This window comes from Prochlorococcus sp. MIT 1306 (assembly GCF_047304515.1).
Classification (GTDB): Bacteria; Cyanobacteriota; Cyanobacteriia; order PCC-6307; family Cyanobiaceae; genus Prochlorococcus; species Prochlorococcus marinus_D.
The window spans coordinates 1789761-1810750 of the sequence record NZ_CP138959.1 but is presented as its reverse complement, the minus strand read 5'-3'; the positions used below and the strand labels follow the sequence as shown (position 1 = coordinate 1810750).

Sequence of the window (20990 nt, the reverse complement as noted above, 5' to 3'; positions counted from 1 at the left end):
CTGAGCTCGTCACTTTGCTCTGGGCCCCCATGCTTTTGGCGTTGAGACTGTCTTCGATCATGTCCCCTCTCGATTGAGTCTCAGCCGCATGCCCTTTAATCTTCAGTCCACTATTGAGACCTGATGGTCTTTGCTGCTCTTGACCCCTTAGGTGTTCCCCTCGGGACGGCCCAGGCCAGTTTCGGCACAGATGGCATCCGCGGTCGGGTCGGAACGTTGTTGACGCCTGCGTTTATTTTGCAGGTGGGCTACTGGTGTGGTCAGGTGTTGCCTGATCAAGGCCCGGTGTTGATCGGGATGGATTCCCGTAGCAGTGGGGCCATGGTGGCCTCGGCATTGACGGCTGGTTTAACCGCTGCAGGTCGGGAAGTGTGGACCTTGGGCCTATGTCCTACCCCCGCGGTGCCTGGATTAATTCGCAAGCTTGGCGCTGCAGGCGGTTTGATGGTTTCAGCAAGTCATAACCCACCTGAAGACAATGGCATCAAGGTGTTTGGGGCCGATGGTGCCAAACTCAGCCCAGCAAAGCAGGGTCTCATCGAAGCGGGGCTTCGCGGCGAGGCCATTGGTGACAAAGGTCGACCAACGATCACGAGTTGCGGCCCTGCTTATCAGCGCGACGAGCTTCTTAGCCACTATCGTGATGCCCTGCTTGCCTCAGTGCTGCATCAACGCCTGGATGGCGTGCCCATTGTGCTTGATCTCTGCTGGGGAGCGGCAACAGCCTGTGGTGCTGAGGTGTTTGCGGCCCTTGGGGCTGATCTCACTGTGTTGCATGGTGAACCGGATGGAAGCCGCATCAATGTCGGTTGTGGTTCTACCCAGCTCGAGCCGTTGCGTCGAGCTGTGATTGAGCGCGGCGCGATCATGGGCTTTGCCTTTGATGGGGATGCTGATCGGATGCTGGCTTTGGATGGACAGGGTCGCGTCGTCGATGGTGACCATGTGCTCTACCTCTGGGGATCAGACCTTCAGGATCAGAAGGCTTTACCTCAACAAAGGCTTGTGGCTACGGTGATGTCGAATCTCGGATTTGAGAGGGCTTGGCAGCAAAGAGGCGGGGTTCTTGAACGCACGCCGGTAGGTGATCAGCATGTCTATGCCGCCATGGTGGAGAGCAATGCGGCTTTAGGTGGTGAACAGTCTGGCCATATCCTTTCAGCAGCTCATGGCCTTTGTGGTGATGGTGTACTCACTGCTTTGCAGCTTGCCACCCTCTGTCATGGCAGGGGGCTGAGTCTTGGTGAGTGGTTGGATCAGAGTTTCCAGGCGTTCCCACAAAAATTGGTCAATGTGCGCGTTCCTGATTTGGAACGACGTATGGGTTGGCAGCATTGTGAGCCTCTGCAGGAGGCGGTCTTGGCGGCAGAAGCAGCCATGGGTGAAGACGGCAGAGTCTTGGTAAGGGCGAGTGGAACGGAGCCGTTGTTAAGGGTGATGATTGAAGCGGCGGATTCTGCGGCCGTGGAGTTCTGGACAGCACAGTTGGCCGACCTTGCTGAGCAACACCTCAATCGTGGTTGCGTTTGAGTTGGCGGAGTGCAAGCTGCAGAGCACCATCCAGGGCATCCCCCTGGCCTTTGATCCAGCTTGCAGTAGGCAGTCGCTTGGCTATGGCTTGCTCGATCAGCTCGCGAAAGGGTTGTAGATGTTGAAAGGCTCCGCCGTTGCCACAGATCTTGGGAGCCGATAGCTCAAGGCTTTGGGCAACTCCTGCGATCGCTTCGGCGATGCACTGGGCTGATTGTTCAAGGATTGCAATGGCATCCTTATCGCCTACCTTGGCTTCTGCAACGACGAGTGGCGCGAGTTGAGCAAACCCGGCAGCACCGAAACTGGGCTGCACAACAAGGGCTTTGATAGCTGCTGCCGATGAGCAATTGAGAGCGCGCCAGAGTTTCTCGCGCAGAGGTCGATCGGGGATGCGGCCATCGGCCATGCGCAGGCTGAGCTGTAGCCCCTTTTGTCCGAGGTTTTGAGCTGAGCCACCCTCATCAAGTAGCCAACCCCAGCCCCCACAGCGTTGTTCTTTTCCTTGATCGTTTCGCCCGATGCAGATCATGCCGGTGCCACTGATCAGCACAATGCCTGCGTCTTGGGGAAAGGCCCCATGCAGGGCCGTGCGTTCATCCCCAGTTGCTAGGCATTGGTTTGATGGGATGTTGAGACAACGCGCGAGCAATTGCTGGGCTTGCTCTTGCAGTGGGGTGTCATGTTCTATTCCGCTTGCTCCGACGGCCGCTGCAGAGATCAGAGCTTTTTCAGAGCTCAATCCAGCATTGCCGACAGCCTTGCTGAAGCTGCTTTGCAGTGCTTTCTCAAAGCGTTCTTCACCGTCAGAGGCGTGCAGGTGAATGACGCCGCTGCCGAGGCCCTCTGTAATCGGCAACCACTGATTTTGATGCCAGCGGCTTAGGCGGCATCGGGTTTGGGTTTGGCCTGCATCAAAGCCTGCAAGCAAAAGGCCGTTCACGCTGTCTGTTGGAGTTGCTTTTGTTCTGGATGTGTTTGGGCCAGTGTGGCGAGGCAGAACCAGCCCACGAGTTGAACCTCAGGTCGAAAAAAAATGGTATCTGTGATGCCATGAACCGCAAGCCCAGCCATGGCGGCCAGGCTTGCCAGAGCGGGGAGGGCCAGCGGATTGTTTGAGTTGAGGCCAGCGAGGCCCTTGCGCATGCTGGTGATTACTAGAGCGAGACTTGCAATGAGGCCAGCAAGTCCGGTTTCGACAAGGATTTCCAGGGGAACAGAGTAGGCACTTAGGGCGTTGAATTTGGGCTGTTGAAAGAGCGGATAGATACTGTTGAAGGCAGCGTTGCCAGGGCCAATACCAAGCCACGGGCGTGCCTGAATCATTTCAAGGCTCGATAGCCAAACGTTGATGCGGAAGTTGTTAGAGCTGTCACTTCGTCCTGCGATCAAGCTTGTGATTCGGGTGCGGATGGGCTCAATCTGGGTTGCGGCTATCACCAGCATGGCTGTGCCCAAAACAATCACGATTAGGGGCAGCAGACGACGCCAGAAGAGAGGCCAGTGGCTGGTACTGCGCAACAGCAGCAGCACCAAAATCACAGCTAGAGCGGAAAGCATGCCTAGCCATCCACCGCGGCTGAAGCTGAATAGGGTTGCGGTGATGCCAAGCCCTAAAGCGACCATCGCGTAAAGCTTTGCCCCCAAGCCTTGCCATCTCAGTAGGGCTACTAAGGCCAGCGGCAGGATGGGTATGAGATAGCCGGCTAGCAGGTTGGGATTACCAAGCGGACCATAAATTCGCACTGTCCCTGCCGCCACTGAATTGGGATCTGCCCAGTGGGCCATTTCCTCCGCGGGTGCATAGAGCTGCCTGATTGCGATCACAGAAGAGATCAGTTCCCCGATTAGGAGGGCAGCAACCAGGCGATCCCACCAGTCGCTCCTGGTGGCTAGTAGCTGTCGCATCAGTGCGTACACCCCCAGGTAGCTGATGAGTTTGATCAATCCTTTGGCAGCTGCCAATGGAACGGGTGAGAATCCTGTGGCGAGCAATGCAATAGCGAGAAACACAAGTAACCAGCTACTGATGCTTCCAATTCGGCCAGCTGGTGTCACGCAGCCCCAGATGATCCATAACGCTCCGGCCGCGAGGATTGTTAGTCCAAGCCCGGTTCGAGTCAGCATGGGCAGGGTTGCTAGGAGCATCATCAACAGCAACCCAGCAATCCACTGCAGGCGCATTTGCATCGCCTCAGAGGAGGGAATGCGTCCCTGCCAGCGCAGTAGAAGGGGCTTTGGGATCGCAGTCTTAGGCATCAGCAGTCGCTATGTTCTTCTTCACTGGGATTATCGAACTGTTGCCATAAAGCTTCGAGGCTGGACAGCTCAGGAGCTTGTTGGTCGTTGCGTTGGTAGAGCCTGCGGTAAACCTGTAAGCCCTGAGCGAGCACATAACGTTCTCGCTCCGTCGTCACGGGCATTGGGTTGGCCCTTTGCCAGGCTTGGGAATCATCTCTAGGACGCTCGAAACAGTTGCTTTGTTCAATCAGCATCACCATCGGCTCGATAACAGACAGCACATCACTCTGGATAAAGAGTTCACGGCCTGGTTGCAGAGCTGTTGCTAAGGCGATTAACAGGGAGGGTTGCAGCACCCTGCGCTTCTGATGACGACGTTTAAACCAGGGGTCTGGGAACTGGATAGACACCCATTGCAGCTGATCTCTAGGCAGGGCATCAAGCCATTCCTCAAGGCTCACATTGACGTTGCAGAACAAGAAGCGGAGGTTGTCGAGTTCGAGTTCTTGTCGATCCCTTTCCGCTGAAAGTACAAGCGGGTGCCGAATCTCAACACCCACATGATTCCACTCTGGTTGAAGTGGAGCCAGGCCTAACAGGAAGCCACCTCGAGCACAACCGATGTCGAGATGGAGAGGGCGGCTGGATTGCGCAAACATTTCTTCCGGGCTTGGCAGTGGCCTGGGAAGTTGGAAGAAACGGCTGAGGGGATTGACGTGCTGGCGCACACTTAGAACGATTTGGTTGGTTCCGAGGCAGAGGGGTCATGCCTAAGCAAACCCCAGCAGGCCGTGTAACCGTGAATGTGGGTAGCGCCAACGCCTCCGGCAGGGCCGATTTCACCGTTGCAGAACACTCCAGCTATAGGTAGTTCTGCCATCAGCTTGCGTGCGATGTGTACATCACCATTGGGAACGCCGTAGAGGCCATGTCCTCGCCCGAGGCAAGCCATTAATAGGCCGAATAGAGGGGGGCTGGTATTGCGCTCTCTTGCGGCACCGAGCAGTTGCTCAGATTCCTGCCGTGAGGCCTCAGCTTCCCGCAGCTGAAATTGCACGTTCTGGCCAGCTCTTATTTGCTCGGCGACGGCAACGGCACCATTCTTGGGATCTACTCCGATCAGGTTCCTCACCAAAAAAGCTCCTTGAGGCTGAGGTGCTCCGGTTCCTGCCAACACCAGATCGCGTCGTTCTATTCCTAAAAAAAGTGAATGCCGGACCATCTCTCGTTCTTCTTCTGAGAGATCATCTAACACTCGTTGTAGGCAGGCCATCGGACTGTCCCGCTGGTTTTCGTGACTGAGCTCCAAAAGAATATTTTTTTGAACCTGTTCAATGGCGAACACAGGCCCAATCGGTTTGCAACCCTGTGCGACCACGACTTCCAGATTCCAGTCGCCGCCAAAGCTGCAGCCAACGGCGCCCATGACGACGCGGTCGTCAAAGAAAAGGGAGCCATGAGGGGCATTATGAGGGCCGGCAATGCCACCGAGTTTGGTCGTGGTTGGGTAGGCGTAATCCAGGCCGCTAATGAGATCATTGATGGAGGGTGAGCTGGGATCCACAAGCAGCAACATGCTGCGGGCATTGAAAGGATCAGCGCCAACCCATTCTTGCCAGTGCTGAGCTGGTCCATCCAGGTCTGGTAATGACTGGGTTTCAAGGCAGAAGGGCTTGAGAATGGCTCCTGGCAGCTGCAGCATGGTGATGCTGAGAGCAGGTTCTTTTTCGAGTTCTGAGGCATTCCCTTTAGCGGTGGTGCCAATCACGCCACCACCGGCACACCCCAACCAGTGGGTTGCTTTCAGTCGACGCTGCAATAAAGGCAGCAATCGCGGTAGATCACTGGCGTAGTGGGTGGAGGCAAAGACGAGTGCTAGATCGGCCGAGCTGCCCCCCGCCAGGGCTGCCGCCACCTCGTTGACCGCAGCCTCAAGGGAAGGTTGGCTGGACAATGCCGTTCGGCAGCTGGCCTGGGATGAGCTGCGTCTGAACCAATTGAGCGGAGAGAAGGGCTCCATGAATTGGACCCTAACAACACTGACGGAACTCAGGCCAGCATTGATAATGACGCCTTCACGAACCTCCTAAGTGCCTGAACTCCCCTATCGCACTCTGGTCTGGCTGACCTATCGCCTTGCGGCAATGTTTGCACTGGGCCTGCCATTTGTTTTGTTGATCTGGGCTTCGGTGCGTCGGGAGGCTTCGATGGTGCGTTTACTGACCATCTATTGGAAGATTGCCAGTTTGCTAGCCATCAGCGTGCTGTTGCTGACCGATCAAAGGCCTATTGGTTATCTGACGACCTTCTTGGCCCCCTTGTTGATGGTGGCTTCAGTTTGGTTTTGGGTCGACCTTAATGAGGAGCTTGCCGATTTACCTCCCTGGCGGCCTCTGCCATTAACGGTGCGTATTTGGCGCTGGGCTCTGAGCGGATTCGGTCTAATGGCGGCGGCTATGGCGTCAACCAGTCTTGCTTGCATGAAGGACGTTGCAGGGGCTAATTGTCGCGTCTGGTTTGAGGCTCCGCACGGGTTGCATCGGGTTGCGGAGCGACTGTTCGATTTCGTTTTCGGTGGACAGTGGACCGAAGCGGTCGCCGCATTTATTGGTTATGTGGCCTTGGTGGCTTATGTCGTGGGCTTGCTGCAGTGGCTTCTGGTGCGACTTCCCCGTCAGGGTCGGGTTGCTGGTGAATTCTGACCCTATTGCCTTTGATGCGATAGAGGAGCTGTGAGCAAAATCACCTCAGGTCTTGCGGCGCGTCAACACAACACAGAGAACTTGCGGAGAAGCTATGTGCATCGAGGACAGGTTGTCCTCACAACCAAATCAGGACAATGACATTCGACAAAGCTGAGCTGATTACCGACAAGTTCTTTACTCTGATTGCTGCAATTTGTATTGCTGCGGTTATCTGTGGATCACCTTCCGCAGAGGCTAATACAAATTCGAATGCAGGCCTTTTAGAGCAGGCCAGCAAAGAAGAGAAGTCTTTCTTATCTGGCTTGCCTGACGTTGACCCTCTGCCATTACCGGATTCTGCTGCCGGAGCTTTTTGATGGAGGATTGATCATTGAATCCATTGCTCGATTGAATGATTTTTGGGCTCCCTTTCGATGCTTTTAGTTTTGCTTGTTCAAGCAGAATGTTCAATGACTGCCGTTCTGGATAAGTATGTGCTTCTGATGAGTTGATGTCATCACCGCATTGACTTGGATAAGCCTCTGGATATCGCTAATTAGGCAGAGGCTCAGTGCTGATGGAATTGGTGGTGACATGGTTGTGATGGATGGGGGGATGTCGTGGAGCCCCCCCCTTTTATTGATGTTCGAGCACGCCCACGCAGCGACCGCAAAGGGTGGGATGTGTCGTGTGTTGGCCGACATCAGTTTCGTAGTGCCAACAACGTTCGCATTTGCTACCGCGAGCTCTGGCTACCTCGATCGTAGCCAAGGCGTTGTCCTGACTTGCCAGTAGTTCTGCCCATGGTTCACCACCTACTTGTAAGTGAGACACCAGCAACCAGTCGCGCAATCCATCCACATCGGGATCTCCTTGTTGCCTGAGCCAGTCGAGTGCTTCCTGGAGCGCTTCGCTGTGTGCTTCCAAGCGGACAGCTGCTTCAAGTGCTGCACCCAGCTCCCCTTGGCTTCGGCAGTCTTCTAGAACGCGGTTCACGGCGCTGCGCAGTTCACGTAGCTGGTGCATTGGCGCCATCATTGAGGGGTCTCGCCAGGTCTCTGGGACCGTGGGCCATCCCCTACGAAAGACAGAGTCTTCCGCTACGGAGTAGGGCAGGTTCTGCCAGATGTCTTCGGCCATATGACATAACACCGGGGAAATGGCCCCAGCTAGACGCTCAATAATGAGAGCCATCACCGTTTGACAGCTCCGTCGGCGACGCTCGGATGGTGAGCTCACATAGAGCCGGTCCTTGGCAATATCGAGGTAGAAGTTCGATAGGTCGACCACGCAGTAGCTCTGGAGTAACTGGAAGAAGCGATAGAACTCGTAGCGATTAAAGGCCGTTGAGATCTCATCCATGACCTCAGCTGTGCGTTGCAGCATCCAGCGATCGAGTAGGGGTAGCTCTGACACGGCAATCGCATCGCGCTCGGGATCGAAGTCGTGCAGGTTTCCCAGCAGATAGCGGGACGTGTTACGCACCTTGCGATACACATCTGAGATCTGACGCAGAATGCTGGCTCCGATCGGAACATCGGCGGAGTAATCCACAGAGCTCACCCATAGGCGCAGAACGTCGGCGCCGTAGGGAGGTTCTTGTTTCTGGTTTTTGCCACCGTCGATAATCACCGCTGGATCGACGACATTCCCTAGCGATTTGCTCATTTTTCGGCCCTTTTCATCGAGGGCGAAGCCATGGGTGAGCACCTGCCGATAGGGAGCTTGGCTGTTGATGGCTACGGAGGTCAGCAAAGAAGACTGAAACCAGCCCCTGTGTTGGTCAGAGCCTTCTAGGTACAGCTCGGCAGGGTAGGCGAGGCCATCTTGTTGACTAGCAACAGCCGCCCAACTCGAGCCCGAGTCAAACCATACGTCCATCGTGTCGGTTCCTTTGCGCCATCGTTCAGCTTCTGCGGCATAGGCCGGTGGCAACAGCTCGACTTCGTTGCGTTCCCACCACACGTCGGCACCATGTTCTGTGATCAGGGCCTTGACATGAGCAAGGGTCTCGTCGTTCAACAGCACCTCATTGCCTTCTCTCTCGTAGAACACTGGAATCGGCACGCCCCAAGTGCGTTGCCTGGAAATACACCAGTCGCCCCGTTCTCGCACCATCGCTTCCATGCGATTGCGGCCCGAGGCTGGTAGCCACTCAACGCTGTTGATGGCTGTCAATGCTTCATTGCGGAAGCCTTCGACAGAGGCAAACCATTGCTCTGTGGCACGAAAAATGGTGGGTTTCTTTGTTCGCCAGTCATAGGGGTAGCGGTGGGAATAGGGTTCGTGCTTCAGCAGAGCACCTCTTTCCTTAAGTGCCGCAATGATGGTGGGGTTGGCGTCTTTGAGCACGTTGAGGCCAGCGAATGGACCCGCCTCGCTTGTCATTGTTCCGCTTTCGTCTACTGGGCAGAGCATGCCCAGGTCGTTCTTTTGGCCTGTGTTGAAGTCGTCGACACCATGGCCTGGGGCCGTGTGCACAAGACCAGTTCCCGATTCGGTGGTGATGTACTCACCGCCGATCACGATCGGACCGTCTCGATCCAGTAGTGGGTGTTTGTAGATGAGACCTGCAAGAAGGGCTCCCTTGACAGTGGCGCGAGCTGTGAGTTCCAGCGCGAGGGTGTCGCGTAACGATGGCAACAACTCAGTGGCCACTAGTAGTAGTCGACCTTGGTTGTCAACTGCAAAGGAGTAGTTGAGTTTCTCGTTGACCGAAACCGCAAGGTTGGCGGGAAGAGTCCAGGGAGTGGTGGTCCAGATTGCAATTTGAAGAGCCTGGCCGAGTTCTAGGCCGTTTTTCGGCAGCTCCAGGCCCTGATTGCTAAGAGATGTGCGCAAGCTCTCGGGCAGCTTCGCTGCTGGGAAAGCAGCGTAGACACTTGGGCTGGTGTGACCGTCTGGATATTCCAACTCCGCTTCAGCAAGGGCTGTACGGGAGCTGGGACTCCAGTGCACCGGCTTGAGTCCCCGATAGATGTATCCCTTCTGAAACATCGTGCCGAACACTTGGATTTGGGCGGCTTCGTATTCCTTCTGGAGTGTTAGGTAGGGATGCTCCCAGTCGGCCCAGACGCCCCAGCGGCGGAAGCCTGCCATTTGGCTGTCCACTTGCTTGCGTGCAAAGGCTGCGGCTTTCTTGCGCAATTTCAGTGGTGTGAGTGCTTCGCGCTGCTCTTGATTGAGGTTCTGCAACACCTTCAGTTCGATCGGAAGGCCGTGGCAGTCCCAACCGGGCACGAAACGCACTTGACGGCCACGCAGGATTTGATGCTTGTTGATGATGTCTTTCAGCACCTTGTTGAGGGCATGGCCCATATGCAGGGCTCCATTGGCGTAGGGCGGCCCGTCATGAAGGGTGAAGTTTTGGCCCTGATTGTTCAGACCAAGCTGTAAATCAATACCTTGTTGCTTCCAGAACTCTTGTAACTCTGGTTCTCGTTGGTTTGCATTGGCGCGCATGCCAAAGCTGGTTTGCAAGAGGTTGAGAGTGTCCTTGTAGGAGGTTCGTGCAACACCCTCCGGGTGTTTTTCCTGGGTCACGGTGTCACTGCAGCAGGAGAGATTATCAATGGAAGGCTGTTTCGATTCAGTTTTTACCGCTGGTGTCTCTTGAATGTCTTCAGGGTCTGAAGTTGTTTTTGGCTCGCTATCTGTTGGGGCCTTGGCGGGACCCGCCTGGAGGATGTCTTTGGGCTGTTGGGCTTGAGATGGCTGTTGAGTCTCAGTTGGTTGTTGAGTTTCAGTTGGCGGTTGGTCAAAAGTTTGCTGTGGCGTTGAAGTCTGCAGCTGGCTTGCTTTCGTCTCTTGGCGTTCTTGAACCTTTGCTTCAGGGTGTGTTGAGTCTTTTGGGGAGTCAGTTCTGCCAACTTCAACAGCTTGTTTGTTCTCAGCGGGTTGCTGATCTTCTGATTGTTGCTCAGCGGTCTGCTTGGGGGCTACCGATGTCTTGAGGCTGGTATTGGCTTGAGCCGTAGAACTTTCTTTAAGTTCAGAGTTGGTTTTTGCTTGATCGGCTGGTGCCGCCTCGGTTGACACTGCTGGGGGAATATCCGCGGCTTGTTGATTTGCTGATGAAGGTTGGTTTGTAGATGGCTGTTGCTCAACAGCTGGTGCTGAGTTTTGGTCTGCGGTTGGTTCAGGCCGCACCCATTTCTTATTGCTTGCGTTTGCTTTTGGGCGCACCCGTTCGATCAACCCGTTGAGCTTGTCACCGATGCTTGCCAGTGAGGTCAACAGTTGTTTGAAACTCTCAGTGGTGAGTGGCTCAGGGCTTTCTCCTGATTCAGGGCTGGGTTCAGATCCCTCCGCTGATGTGATCTCGTTGGATAAAGCTGAGTCTTGGTCTGCTTTTGGTTCAGGCCGCACCCGTTCCATCAATCCCTTGAGGGTGCTGCCCAGGTTTGCGATAGAGGCTCCTAGTTGCTTGAGGCTGGTGGTCCATCGTTCCCGAGAAATCAGCCCTTGCTGATCATCCGCACTAAGTTGTTGCCAGCGGTTTTGGGCGACTTCCACCCCGAGCCTGCTCACGAGTAGTGCGCCACAGATCACTGCCAGCATTGGGGTCCCCTGCAAGCGGTCGCTGCTGGTGATCAGCCCCAGCCCCAGCATGAGCACCACAGCTCCCCACAGCCCGTCACGGGGGCGACTGAGTTCAGTGGCAAGCAGCGGTAGCAGGAGTACTGCCAGGCCGAACAGGAGAGAGAACTCTCCGAGGAGGGTGGCCAGCATCTTTGGCACAACGGTGTAGGCCCATTCTGGAGTGGTGTTTAGAGTTCAGTACGTGCCCATCTGGCGGAATTGGTAGACGCGCTGGTTTTAGGTACCAGTGGCTTAGGTCGTGGGGGTTCAAGTCCCCCGGTGGGCATCCTTTTTAAAGCCCTTGGTTTGATCAGGGGGTATGTTTCCATTTGATGACTCAGGTACTCTCCAACCCGGATCCTGTTGAGGCTGAAGCCAGCTCCAAGTCGGCCTCTCAACAGCTAACGGTGCCGAAGGAGTACCTCGATCCGCCTTCCCCTTGGAATCCCACGGTGGGATTGTTCCTGGGCGGTTATGGCTTGGCGGCGCTAACGATTTGGCAGTGGTGTTTTGGTGATTGGCCTTTACAAGTTCTGGTGGCATTGGCGTTCTTCGCCTTGCATATGGAAGGCACTGTGATTCATGACGCTTGTCATAAGGCGGCTCATCCGAATCCTTGGATTAATCAGTTCATGGGTCATGGTTCAGCAATTTTGCTGGGCTTTAGTTTTCCTGTGTTCACAAGAGTGCACCTTCAGCATCACTCACATGTGAATGATCCCAACAATGATCCGGATCACATTGTCAGCACTTTTGGCCCGCTTTGGTTGATTGCGCCGCGGTTTTTCTATCATGAATATTTCTTTTTTCAACGACGTTTATGGCGCCGCTTTGAGCTAATGCAGTGGGGGCTTGAGCGCGGTTTTTTTGTTTCCATTGTGATCGCTGGTCTTCATTTTGACTTCATGAATTTTATTTATAATTGTTGGTTTGGCCCTGCCTTAATGGTTGGGGTCACCCTGGGCCTTTTCTTTGACTATTTGCCCCATCGTCCCTTTACTGCACGGGACCGTTGGCATAACGCCAGAGTGTATCCAAGCAGGATGATGAATTGGTTAATTATGGGTCAGAATTATCATCTTGTTCATCATTTATGGCCGTCTATTCCCTGGTTTGAGTATAAGCCGGCCTACGAAGCAACAAAACCTCTATTGGATGCCAGGGGATCACCTCAGCGGCTCGGATTTTTTGAAAGTAGAGCCGATGGGTTTAATTTTCTCTATGACATCGTTTTGGGTGTCCGTAGCCACACAGCACGTCGTAGCAAGATGCGCCCACTAGCCAAATTGATACCCAGTCGCCGCTGGCGGCGACGTTGGATTGGTTTGTTGCATCGCACTGCTGTCTTGCCAGAACCCAAGAAACGTTGATTATTCGGCCAAAATTTTTGGCACTCTGAAGAAGTCGCCTTCGCGTTGAGGAGCAAGATTTAGAAGTTCTTCGCGTACTGGTGTCGCAGTCACCTCGTCAGTACGCGTCACATTCACCACTTCTACTGCTCGCGTGGTGGGCTTTACGTTCGTGGTATCAATTTTTTCAAGCTGGGCCACGTAAGCAAGGATTTTCTCTAGCTGCTCTGTATAGGTCGCGATCTGATCATCTGGCAGGTCTAGGCGAGCTAGCTGGGCCACTTTGCGTACGTCTTTGGCGGTGATCTTGCTCATGCTGCGGTAAGGAAGTTTGTTAGATCTTCGCTCAACGCGGTAGCCGCTGTCTCTAGCAATGAGGCACCATGCTCTGGCTTAGCGAGGTAGGGGTTGGATCCCATGCGGCCATCCGGATGCCGTCGGCGGAAATCCTCCGGGCCGTGGATCGGTCCTGCAGGGGCTGGCTCCGGTAGAGGCCGTTGTTTGCTGAGCAGACTGGGTTCTATGTGCAAGGTGAGAGCAATTTCGCTGGGAGTGGCGTGCTGGCCTTCTTGATCGCCATATAACTCTCTGGCTGCTCGAAAGACAGAGCCCGCCAAAAACCAGTTGGCCAGCTTGCATCGCAGTTTGGATGCCACGGGTAGGTCGTTGCTGATGGCGCTGCTGTAGGCCTGGGCAAAGGCGGCTTTAGTGGTGGCGATATTGCCGCCATGCCCGTTGATCACAAAGATTCGCTCGAAGCCATGGTTTGCAAGGGATATCACGAGATCGTGGATCAATGCGAGCAAAGTGGCGGGTTTTAAGCTCATCGTTCCGGCGAAACCGAGATGATGTTCAGCCATCCCGAAGGCTTGGGTCGGTGTGACAAGCACCCCTGTGCGACGGCCGACTTCAAGAGCTACTGCTTCAGCGGTGAGTGCATCGGTGCCAATTGCGCCAGTGGGTCCATGTTGTTCGGTGGAGCCAAGTGGCAGGATCACGCCTTTGCAATGGTTCAGATAGTCGTTCACTTCTGGCCAGCTACGCAGGGCTAGGCGAATGGAGTCGACGCTGCTGACGGCGCCGGGCAGGGTGGAGGACATGATGGGGAGGGGAGTCTGTTATGAATGCTCAATAGGAGCGATAATCTCTTCCTGATTATCAATGTGGCAGTAGGAAGGATGTGTTCCTTGCAGCCTAATTGGTTCTTACGATCACTCTGTGGCGCAATATCAATATTCTACGGTCATGAAGACTTAGAACAATGAATGGATACTCCCTAAGAGGATCTAAGATGTCTTTGCTTAATAGTGTATATGTGGCTTGATGGAGAGAAAAAGATAGTGGGAAAATAAAAAATGAAGAATAAATTGATTGGAAATTTATTCTTTCATGTTCGACATAAGCTTTAGATGCCTACAAGTTAAAGATTAAATCTTTGCAAGAACATCTTGCCAGTTGCCAATTTCTTTTTGTCGATAAATCGCTATGCTTTCATACCAATCGCATTGATTTCCTGTGCAGCCCCAGCGCCAGTCGGAGCTAAAAGGCAGAAGTAATTTTGTTGCTTTCCCCAGTGCTCCAGCCAGATTTACAGTGACATTGTCTATGCATACCACTTCATCACAAGCACAAATTAAAGCAGCTAGGCCGTCAAGATCATTATAGAGATCGAGCTCTTTGTTGTTGTAAATTTCAATGCCGTTCACTCTGGCGAGGTTATTGATTTCATCATCAACTCTTCCGTATTGTAGATTTATCAATCTATTTTTCGGACTATAAGTGGCTATGGCAATTTCTTCCAGGCTTATATTTTTCTGCTTAGCAAGGGATCTTTTTGCTGTAGAGTGCCAACTAAGGCCTATTAAATGGTCAAACTTATTATCCAGCAATTTCAATCTAAATTCCCGCGCCTTTGCAGTATCTTCTTTAAGGTAGCCTTTTGAAGATAGTTTGAAGCTGTCAGCGGATGGCCGAAAGAATTGTGGAGCAGAACCCATTGGGATATGGTAATCGTAATCACTTTCAGGAATGATCTCACCTCTTTCTCTGTATTCAATATCTTTAGGGAAGGAACGACTAAATAAAGGCAGAAGTCGCTTATCTGCCTGAACAATTAGCCTGTCACAGGCTTTATAAATATCTGGAATCATAGAAGCAAAAAGAATTTCGTCTCCAATGCCTTGCTCTGGCCAAAGCAAAATACTTCCTTGCATTCCAGGTACCCAGGTGGGCCTATTCTTCGCTATTCCTCCTCCATTGTCTCCATTCTTTTCCCAATTCTTCCAGCGCCATTCATGTTGCTGCCAACCATTAGGATAATCTCCTTTAGATAGGAGGGATAAAGATAGGTTGTAATGAGCAGCTGGATAATTACTGTTTCTGCTGATGGATTTCTTAAATGAAGAAATGGCGGCTTCGAGATCACCTTTTTCTTCAAGGGCCGTACCTAGGTTTGATAATATTTCAGGATTATCAGGATCTAGTGCAAGAGCTTTTTTGAATATGAGTATAGAATTTTCAAGATCACCTTGGGCTCTGTAGACACAACCCAGATTATTTTGAGGCTCTCGGTAGTTTGGTTTAAGATTAAGCGCTTTTTTATAAGACTCAATTGCAGCATCTAGCTCACCTTTTGCTTGGAGAGAATTTCCGAGATTATTGAGAGCTTCTGGATAGTTCTCTTTTAAGAGAAGTGCTTTCTTAAAATAATTGATGGCAGTTTCTATATTGCCTTGGTCTAGATAAATAGAGCCCAAATTATAATAAGCTTCGGGGAAGTCTGTTTTGATTTCAAGTGCTTTCATCCATGAATTTATAGCATTATTTATTTCACCTTTTGCTTTGAAGGCGAGGCCAATATTATTGAGAGCCTCTGGATTGCTCCCTTTTAAGAGAAGTGCTTTGTTGAAATAATTAATAGCAGTTTCTATATTGCCTTGATTTAGGTAAATAGAGCCCAAATTGCAGTAAGCTTCAGGGAAATCTGGTTTAATTTCTAGGGCTTGTGCGAAGGAGTTAATAGCAAGATTTTTTTCTCCTTTGGCCTTAAGAGCGAGTCCAAGACTATTGTGCGCTTCTGGAAAATCTGTTTTTAAATGAAGTGAGTTATTGAAATAGTTAATAGCAGCTTCTATGTTGTTAAGCGCAAGATAGGTGATGCCAAGATTATAGTGTGCTTCTGGGAAGTCAGGTTTAAAATCAACTGCTGTTTTTAAAAATGCGATTGCAGCATTTAGTTTACCTTCTTCTAATAGAGCATTGCCTAAATTATAATTTGCTTTAGGGCAGCTTGGATTGATGCTTAGCGCTTTCTGAAATGATTCAACAGCTGCCTGTAAGTGGCCTAACCTCTTAAGAGCAATACCGATGTAATTATGAGCATCAAAATAGTTGGGCTCTAGCTTGAGTGCTTTTTCTAGCATAGCAATTAATTCTTGCCATCGACCTTCTATTCCATAAATAATGCCAAGGTTTCCATAGGTCAGGTGATTATTGGTGCCACCCTTAATAAGTCTGGTATAGATTTCTTCCGCTTCTTTTATCCTGCCTTCTTGAAATAGAGAGAAAGCATAATCGGCTTGTTTGTCTAGCACAGATTGAAGATCATTTGACTCTGACTTTTCATTCATTGACTTCTGTTCGAAAATCTGATTTCTAGAATATAGACCAATCAATTATGCCGCTTTACTAAGGTAGAATCCTATATTCTTAACAACAAGGAAAATATTAGTGCATTAGTGATCCTGTTGCGCCAAGATCTATAGAGGAAGGATAGAGCTTTGCCTTTAGCGCCTTCGAGGTCTTTTGATGATTAGCCATCTCCTTCTATATTTCCTTGTCTTAACGTTATTTAATTCATTTGTTATATTTTAAAATATCGTGTTTGGCAAGAACATAAGAGCATCAGTGGCAGAAATGATATTGTTTTCACTTCGCTTTATCATTTTCCTGAAAAGCTCTATGCGTTAGGAGTCTCAATTATCTTTGTGCCTCTTTCTGTTTATCATCTAATATTATTTGCTGGCCGAGAGGTATCTACTTTTGGATGGCGAGCAGAGTCCATAGTAGTTCAGCCTTGAACTTTTAAAATCTGTGGCAGTGGTTATTGGTGTAGTATTAAATGATAATTGTTTAACTGTTTTTGACCTTGCTCCCAACCTCCTTTGCCAAGAGTCTTTGTGCATTTATTTCTGTTGGTGCAATGATTGTCCCTCAATATGCACAAGCTGAAAATCTTACATATAAACTGATTAACGGAGATGTGGTCAGTGGCGAATACTTGCCAGAGGAAAGTAGCAATAAGGTAAAAGTCCTTCTTAGCCCTTATTTTGGTCGTATTGAAATTGATACCTCTTTCATTACACCAGAGCCCACTCCATCGCGATGGCTCAGCTCGGTTGACGTAGGCATTGATGGATCGAATACGGGAGATGATTTGTCATTTGGCTATGCTATTTCAGCTTCCACTCGTTTCAAGGGGAAGGATCATGAGTTGAATGCTTCGGCGAGCTTTGACTTTGATAAGAGTGTAGATGCTGAAGGTGTGTCAACGATTGATACGAATCAAGGAGCATTCTCTATTCGCTATGACAGATCTTTATCCACTCCCAAGTGGAGTACATATGCTTCCACGGATTACATTTATAATGCTCTAAATGATGTTGGCGTAAACACGAATATTTTTTCCGTTGGTTTTGGCTATAAGGTTTTAGATAATAAGAAATTATCTTTGAGAGTCTCTTTAGGCCCTTCTCTCATCTGGTTTGATGGTGGCTCTGGTTGCAGCACAGGCGATGACATTTCGGATGGAATTTCTTTGCAAAAATACTGCGGAGAGATCATTCCATCTGGAACAATCGGAGCTGCAATAGATTGGGATGTTAATGAGCAATTTCGTCTGTCAATTAAGGATCAATTGACAGGATCATTCGTCAATGGCATGGCTGCAGGAAATGATTTGAGTGGTACGCTAAAGTTTTTCCCTTCCAAAAACTCTAAATTTTATATGTCTTTAGTGGCTCGGCTGATTTATAGTGCTCTTCATTCACCTGATATTGATAATACATTTAATTTTAAACTAGGCACAGATTTTTAATTCTCCTAGAAGAAGTAGAAGCAATAGGAAAAGACTATCGCCAGGATAACAACAGCTTCTGGTGATGCTTGATATCAGGCTCAATCAAGTCCCAGTGGACTTGCATCAGCTTGCGGTGAGGTTTAGATACGCGAATGGCATACGCGATGGCGATAGTGAGCGAAGATTTTGGTGATTGAGTTGATGGAATATGGTTAGCAGTAGGCGGAAGAAAGTGGAGTCTTTATTTTCTACAAGCTTGAATTTAAACCTGAGTTAGTGTTATGGGTGGACTTAAGCTGAGCCTTTATGAGATACCAGCGGAGTTGGTGGGCTTGTTCTCTCAGCTTGCTCAAGCTTATGCTTCCAATCAATTTCACATAAAGTTGTGTTTATCAATATACTTATGAAGAAAATGCTTAAGATTTCAGCCAGCAATATCTCTTTTAATCAAAGAGTAAAGTCATTTTTCCATCAGTTGAGAATGAGCTGAAGAGAAAGACCAAGATGAGTAAGTTAGCTTGTTATAAGAAGGCATTCCTGGAGTAGTATTACAGGCTGATTTAATCAAATGTGATGAGGCATAGTCGAATCAAAAGTTAAAGATTAATTATATAAAACTTGAGGCTCAGATGTAGGAGCTTTTGCAGCTCACCCACTTTGCTTCGGTGGAGGAATATCTTTTGGCTTTAGCCGCAAGAGACTTCTTAGCAGTGCTGCGAGTCAAGAAGTTGCTGTAAAATTAGATTACAGCTAGAGAAGTATGGTGAATCAAGAGGAGCTTTTTCAGAAACTCCAGGCAGCGGTTTCATTTCATAACCAGGGAGAGCTGGATAAAGCCGAAGCGATTTATAGAGATGTGTTGGCAGTTGATGCGAAAAACTTTTATGCACTTAACTTCTTAGGCTGTATTCTGAGAAGCAAGGAAATGCTAGACGAAGCGAGGAATCTTCTTGCAGCTGCTGTCATAGTAAAACCTGGAGATATTGGAGCTCAGTTTAATCTAGGGAATGTTCTTAGAGATATGGAGTCATGGGATGAAGCATTGGCTTGTTACCAAATAGCTCTGAAACTAAATCCTATTGACTCCTCAGTCTTGTATGAGGCGGGAAATGCTTATAGAATGCTAGGTGATACATTAGGGGCAAGTGAGAGTTATCGGAGGGCGATAGAGGTCAAGCCAGATTTTGCGGAAGCGTATTTGAACTTAGGGAATCTGTTTAAAGAGGAGGGAGAGTTAGAGGAAGCGATTGGAAGTTACCGGAAGGCTATTGAGTTAAAATCTGATTTTGCGGAAGCGTATTTGAATTTAGGGAATCTGTTTAAAGAGGAGGGAGAGTTAGAAGAAGCGATTGGAAGTTGCCGGAAGGCGATTGAGTTTAAACCTGATTTTGCCGAAGCATATTTCAATTTAGGGAATCTATTGAAAGAGGGGAGAGACTTTGAGGCAGCGATTATGAATTATCACAAGGCAATAGAGCTGAATCCAGACTTCGTGAATGCTCTTTCTGAGATGGCTGGAATTTTATCCGAGAATTGTGAATATGAACAAGCCATCTCCCTTTATCAACGAGCACTTGATGTTGATGATGAGCATGTCAACTCTATTGCTGGCTTGGGCTGGACTTTCTTGAGGGCTGATAGGCATCAGCAGGCGATTGTTTATTACGCGTCTTTGCTACGAAAGACTTCTATCAATACGGACGCATTCTTTTTCTTGTTTGAGAGCTTCAAAGGACGCCTCCAGAAAAAGTTAGTAAAAGAATTCTCTTATACTGAACAGTTCCTTGGTGATGTTCTGAACACTCTAAGTGTTTCAAGGATAGTTGCCTTTGGCGATTCGCATGTTCTACTCTTTGAAGATATTAAAGATATTGAAGTCAATCATGTTGGAGCATCGACTGCTTATAATTTGATCAAGAAGGATACGTCAACAGGTGGGCGTCAGCGGGTGCTTAATCGGACAAAGCGAATGGATCCAAAGGATGAAGCAGTTTTGCTTTGTTTTGGAGAAGTTGATATACGGGCTAATATCCTGAAGTATTGCTATAGACATAATCTTTCAATTCAAGTCTGTGTGTCTAATGTGGTATCTCGATATCTTGAGTTTGCTGATGAGATCATTTCTCAGGGTTTTAAAGTGCTTGTTTATGGAGGATATGGTTCTGGCTCCGACAGAATTGCTTTTGGCTCTGAGGCGGAGCGTAATTATGCTGCTGATTATTTGAATAGGACATTAGATGAGGCATGCAAGAAAAAAGGAATTATCTATTTTTCACTTCATGATTGTTTTTTTGATTCTGCTTCTCTTAAGACTGATTCGCGTTTCCTAGTTGATGATTTCCATCTTTATTCAGATGGAAATGCTCTGAGAGAAGTCCAGTTGCTTTTGCTTGAGCGAATGTCTCGGGTTGCCAAGAAATTTGCGGGAGCTTTGGAAGAACGACCATCTGCCCAGCTCGTGCTAGGGAATGTCGGGTGTGATGGAATGGTGGTCAAAGGCTCTCTTGATGGTGAAGTACTCGTTTGGGAGTCCGAGGTTGATTTCTTGCACTCAATTGTATTCGATTTAAATGCATTTATTAGCTTTGATTCAGTGATTTTATTATTTGCTGATGAGCTGGATGTTGACGCGGTGAATTTTGTCCTGGATGGACGTGCTATTGCTGTTGATGTAGTCCAAGAGGCTCCCTGTAAGTGGCGCTGGACTCCGGCAGATCTCTCAAGTCGATTCGTTGGGCGTTATCCGATGTTGAAAGCTGAATATAGTATCTTGTTGTCTCTTAATGGTGTTTCATTCAAAGTTAGGTCTTTGCTGGAAAGGTCAGCTGATTCTGCTCTCTGAGACGTGGTTGATATGAACGCCGTAAATCAACCCACCTTGTGAGCGATGGCATCCACCACTGCGTGAATGTGGTGACGGATCGCTGAGATTGAAGGCAGGGATTGGGTTGGTGGGAACTACAGAGAGCTAAAGCAAACGGGAAAGGCTTGGCTTTTGATGTGAGTTGGCTTTAACTCGCAGGGAAGCCACACTCGTAGTGGGGGGGAAGAGGAAGTTGTGATGAGGAGACCACCGTCACTGCGAAATAACAACGGAGCTCTGCAGGTCAGGGTGTGACTGGGAGGTAAGGACCATTTCATTAACCGCTTGGGGCGATGGGATGACCCAGTGGCGTTGGCACGAGCGCAGGCACTGAGCACCAGGATCTGGAGTGATGGCAAGGCAGGAATCCTGGATCAGAGCCTCAAGCGGTATCGGATTCCCTGCTGTTAGCAGCAGATGCTGAGACATTATCCTAGATGCCTCTGGAGGAGGTGGAAGAAGTGAAACCCTCTGGGACTCAGTATTTGCCTAGAGGTGGGACAAGTGATCATCAATTGTGGAGAAGATCTCAGAAGTTGATACCTGTTCATCTGTATCTTGGAGAGAAGAAAAGGTTCTCAGAGTGTCAGGAATCTCTGAGCATTGAATAGAAAATTGCTAAAACTCTTATAGGTAGAATGTGCCCTTTGAGAATTAAAATCTCT

General features: G+C 49.8%; 15 protein-coding genes and 1 tRNA gene. 8 read left to right on the top strand and 8 right to left on the bottom strand.

The window, feature by feature from the left end:
• Positions 1-123: 123 nt before the first annotated feature.
• Positions 124-1530: a phosphoglucosamine mutase gene (gene glmM, locus SIB74_RS09140; protein ID WP_063396858.1), complete on the top strand. Its 1407-nt coding sequence runs from the start codon at positions 124-126 to the stop codon at positions 1528-1530.
• On the opposite strand, the gene SIB74_RS09135 is transcribed toward glmM, so the two are convergent.
• From SIB74_RS09135 to SIB74_RS09120, 4 genes are read right to left on the bottom strand one after another with little or no spacing between them, the layout of a single operon-like run.
• The gene (locus tag SIB74_RS09135; RefSeq protein ID WP_063396859.1) at positions 1511-2473 is read right to left on the bottom strand and encodes an N-acetylglucosamine kinase; all 963 of its coding nucleotides are present in this window, start codon (positions 2471-2473) and stop codon (positions 1511-1513) included. The two genes, glmM and SIB74_RS09135, sit on opposite strands and share 20 nt — an antisense overlap.
• Entirely contained in the window at positions 2470-3789 is a 1320-nt protein-coding gene (locus SIB74_RS09130) for an IctB family putative bicarbonate transporter (protein WP_063396860.1), read from the bottom strand. The genes SIB74_RS09135 and SIB74_RS09130 overlap by 4 nt, the downstream gene beginning before the upstream one ends.
• Positions 3789-4499 carry a tRNA (guanosine(46)-N7)-methyltransferase TrmB gene (gene trmB / locus SIB74_RS09125; RefSeq protein WP_063396861.1) on the bottom strand — a complete coding sequence of 237 codons (711 nt, stop codon included), beginning with the start codon at positions 4497-4499 and terminating at the stop codon, positions 3789-3791. The genes SIB74_RS09130 and trmB overlap by 1 nt, the downstream gene beginning before the upstream one ends.
• A 2-nt stretch (positions 4500-4501) precedes the next feature.
• On the bottom strand, positions 4502-5791 hold the full coding sequence (locus SIB74_RS09120; protein ID WP_063396862.1) for an FIST N-terminal domain-containing protein: 1290 nt from the start codon (positions 5789-5791) through the stop codon (positions 4502-4504).
• A gap of 70 nt (positions 5792-5861) precedes the next feature.
• On the opposite strand from SIB74_RS09120, the gene SIB74_RS09115 reads away from it, so the two are divergent.
• Positions 5862-6473: a DUF3177 family protein gene (locus SIB74_RS09115; RefSeq protein ID WP_063396863.1), complete on the top strand. Its 612-nt coding sequence runs from the start codon at positions 5862-5864 to the stop codon at positions 6471-6473.
• A gap of 137 nt (positions 6474-6610) precedes the next feature.
• Positions 6611-6832: a hypothetical protein gene (locus tag SIB74_RS09110; RefSeq protein WP_063396864.1), complete on the top strand. Its 222-nt coding sequence runs from the start codon at positions 6611-6613 to the stop codon at positions 6830-6832.
• 259 nt (positions 6833-7091) lie between these two features.
• On the opposite strand, the gene ileS is transcribed toward SIB74_RS09110, so the two are convergent.
• Positions 7092-9998: an isoleucine--tRNA ligase gene (gene ileS, locus SIB74_RS09105; RefSeq protein ID WP_063397006.1), complete on the bottom strand. Its 2907-nt coding sequence runs from the start codon at positions 9996-9998 to the stop codon at positions 7092-7094.
• A 1242-nt stretch (positions 9999-11240) separates the two neighbouring features.
• Between ileS and SIB74_RS09100 the strand changes: the two genes are divergently transcribed.
• Both SIB74_RS09100 and crtR read left to right on the top strand, forming a co-directional pair.
• Positions 11241-11322, top strand: a tRNA-Leu gene (locus tag SIB74_RS09100).
• A gap of 46 nt (positions 11323-11368) precedes the next feature.
• Positions 11369-12406 carry a beta-carotene hydroxylase gene (gene crtR / locus SIB74_RS09095; protein ID WP_063396865.1) on the top strand — a complete coding sequence of 346 codons (1038 nt, stop codon included), beginning with the start codon at positions 11369-11371 and terminating at the stop codon, positions 12404-12406.
• On the opposite strand, the gene gatC is transcribed toward crtR, so the two are convergent.
• The 3 genes from gatC to SIB74_RS09080 form a co-directional block, all read right to left on the bottom strand.
• Entirely contained in the window at positions 12407-12700 is a 294-nt protein-coding gene (gatC, locus tag SIB74_RS09090) for an Asp-tRNA(Asn)/Glu-tRNA(Gln) amidotransferase subunit GatC (protein ID WP_063396866.1), read from the bottom strand. It abuts the gene before it with no gap.
• Entirely contained in the window at positions 12697-13485 is a 789-nt protein-coding gene (locus SIB74_RS09085) for a creatininase family protein (RefSeq protein ID WP_063396867.1), read from the bottom strand. Before SIB74_RS09085 ends, gatC begins: the two co-directional genes overlap by 4 nt.
• Before the next feature lie 327 nt (positions 13486-13812).
• Positions 13813-16014, bottom strand: coding sequence for a tetratricopeptide repeat protein (locus SIB74_RS09080; RefSeq protein WP_063396868.1), 2202 nt, complete (start codon positions 16012-16014; stop codon positions 13813-13815).
• Positions 16015-16532: 518 nt separating this feature from the next.
• Between SIB74_RS09080 and SIB74_RS09075 the strand changes: the two genes are divergently transcribed.
• From SIB74_RS09075 to SIB74_RS09065, 3 genes are all read left to right on the top strand, one after another.
• Entirely contained in the window at positions 16533-17480 is a 948-nt protein-coding gene (locus tag SIB74_RS09075; RefSeq protein ID WP_231906138.1) for a DUF481 domain-containing protein, read from the top strand.
• Positions 17481-18222: 742 nt separating this feature from the next.
• Positions 18223-20304 carry a tetratricopeptide repeat protein gene (locus SIB74_RS09070; protein ID WP_063396869.1) on the top strand — a complete coding sequence of 694 codons (2082 nt, stop codon included), beginning with the start codon at positions 18223-18225 and terminating at the stop codon, positions 20302-20304.
• A gap of 306 nt (positions 20305-20610) precedes the next feature.
• Entirely contained in the window at positions 20611-20736 is a 126-nt protein-coding gene (locus SIB74_RS09065) for a hypothetical protein (RefSeq protein WP_413681670.1), read from the top strand.
• The last annotated feature ends 254 nt before the right edge of the window (positions 20737-20990 follow it).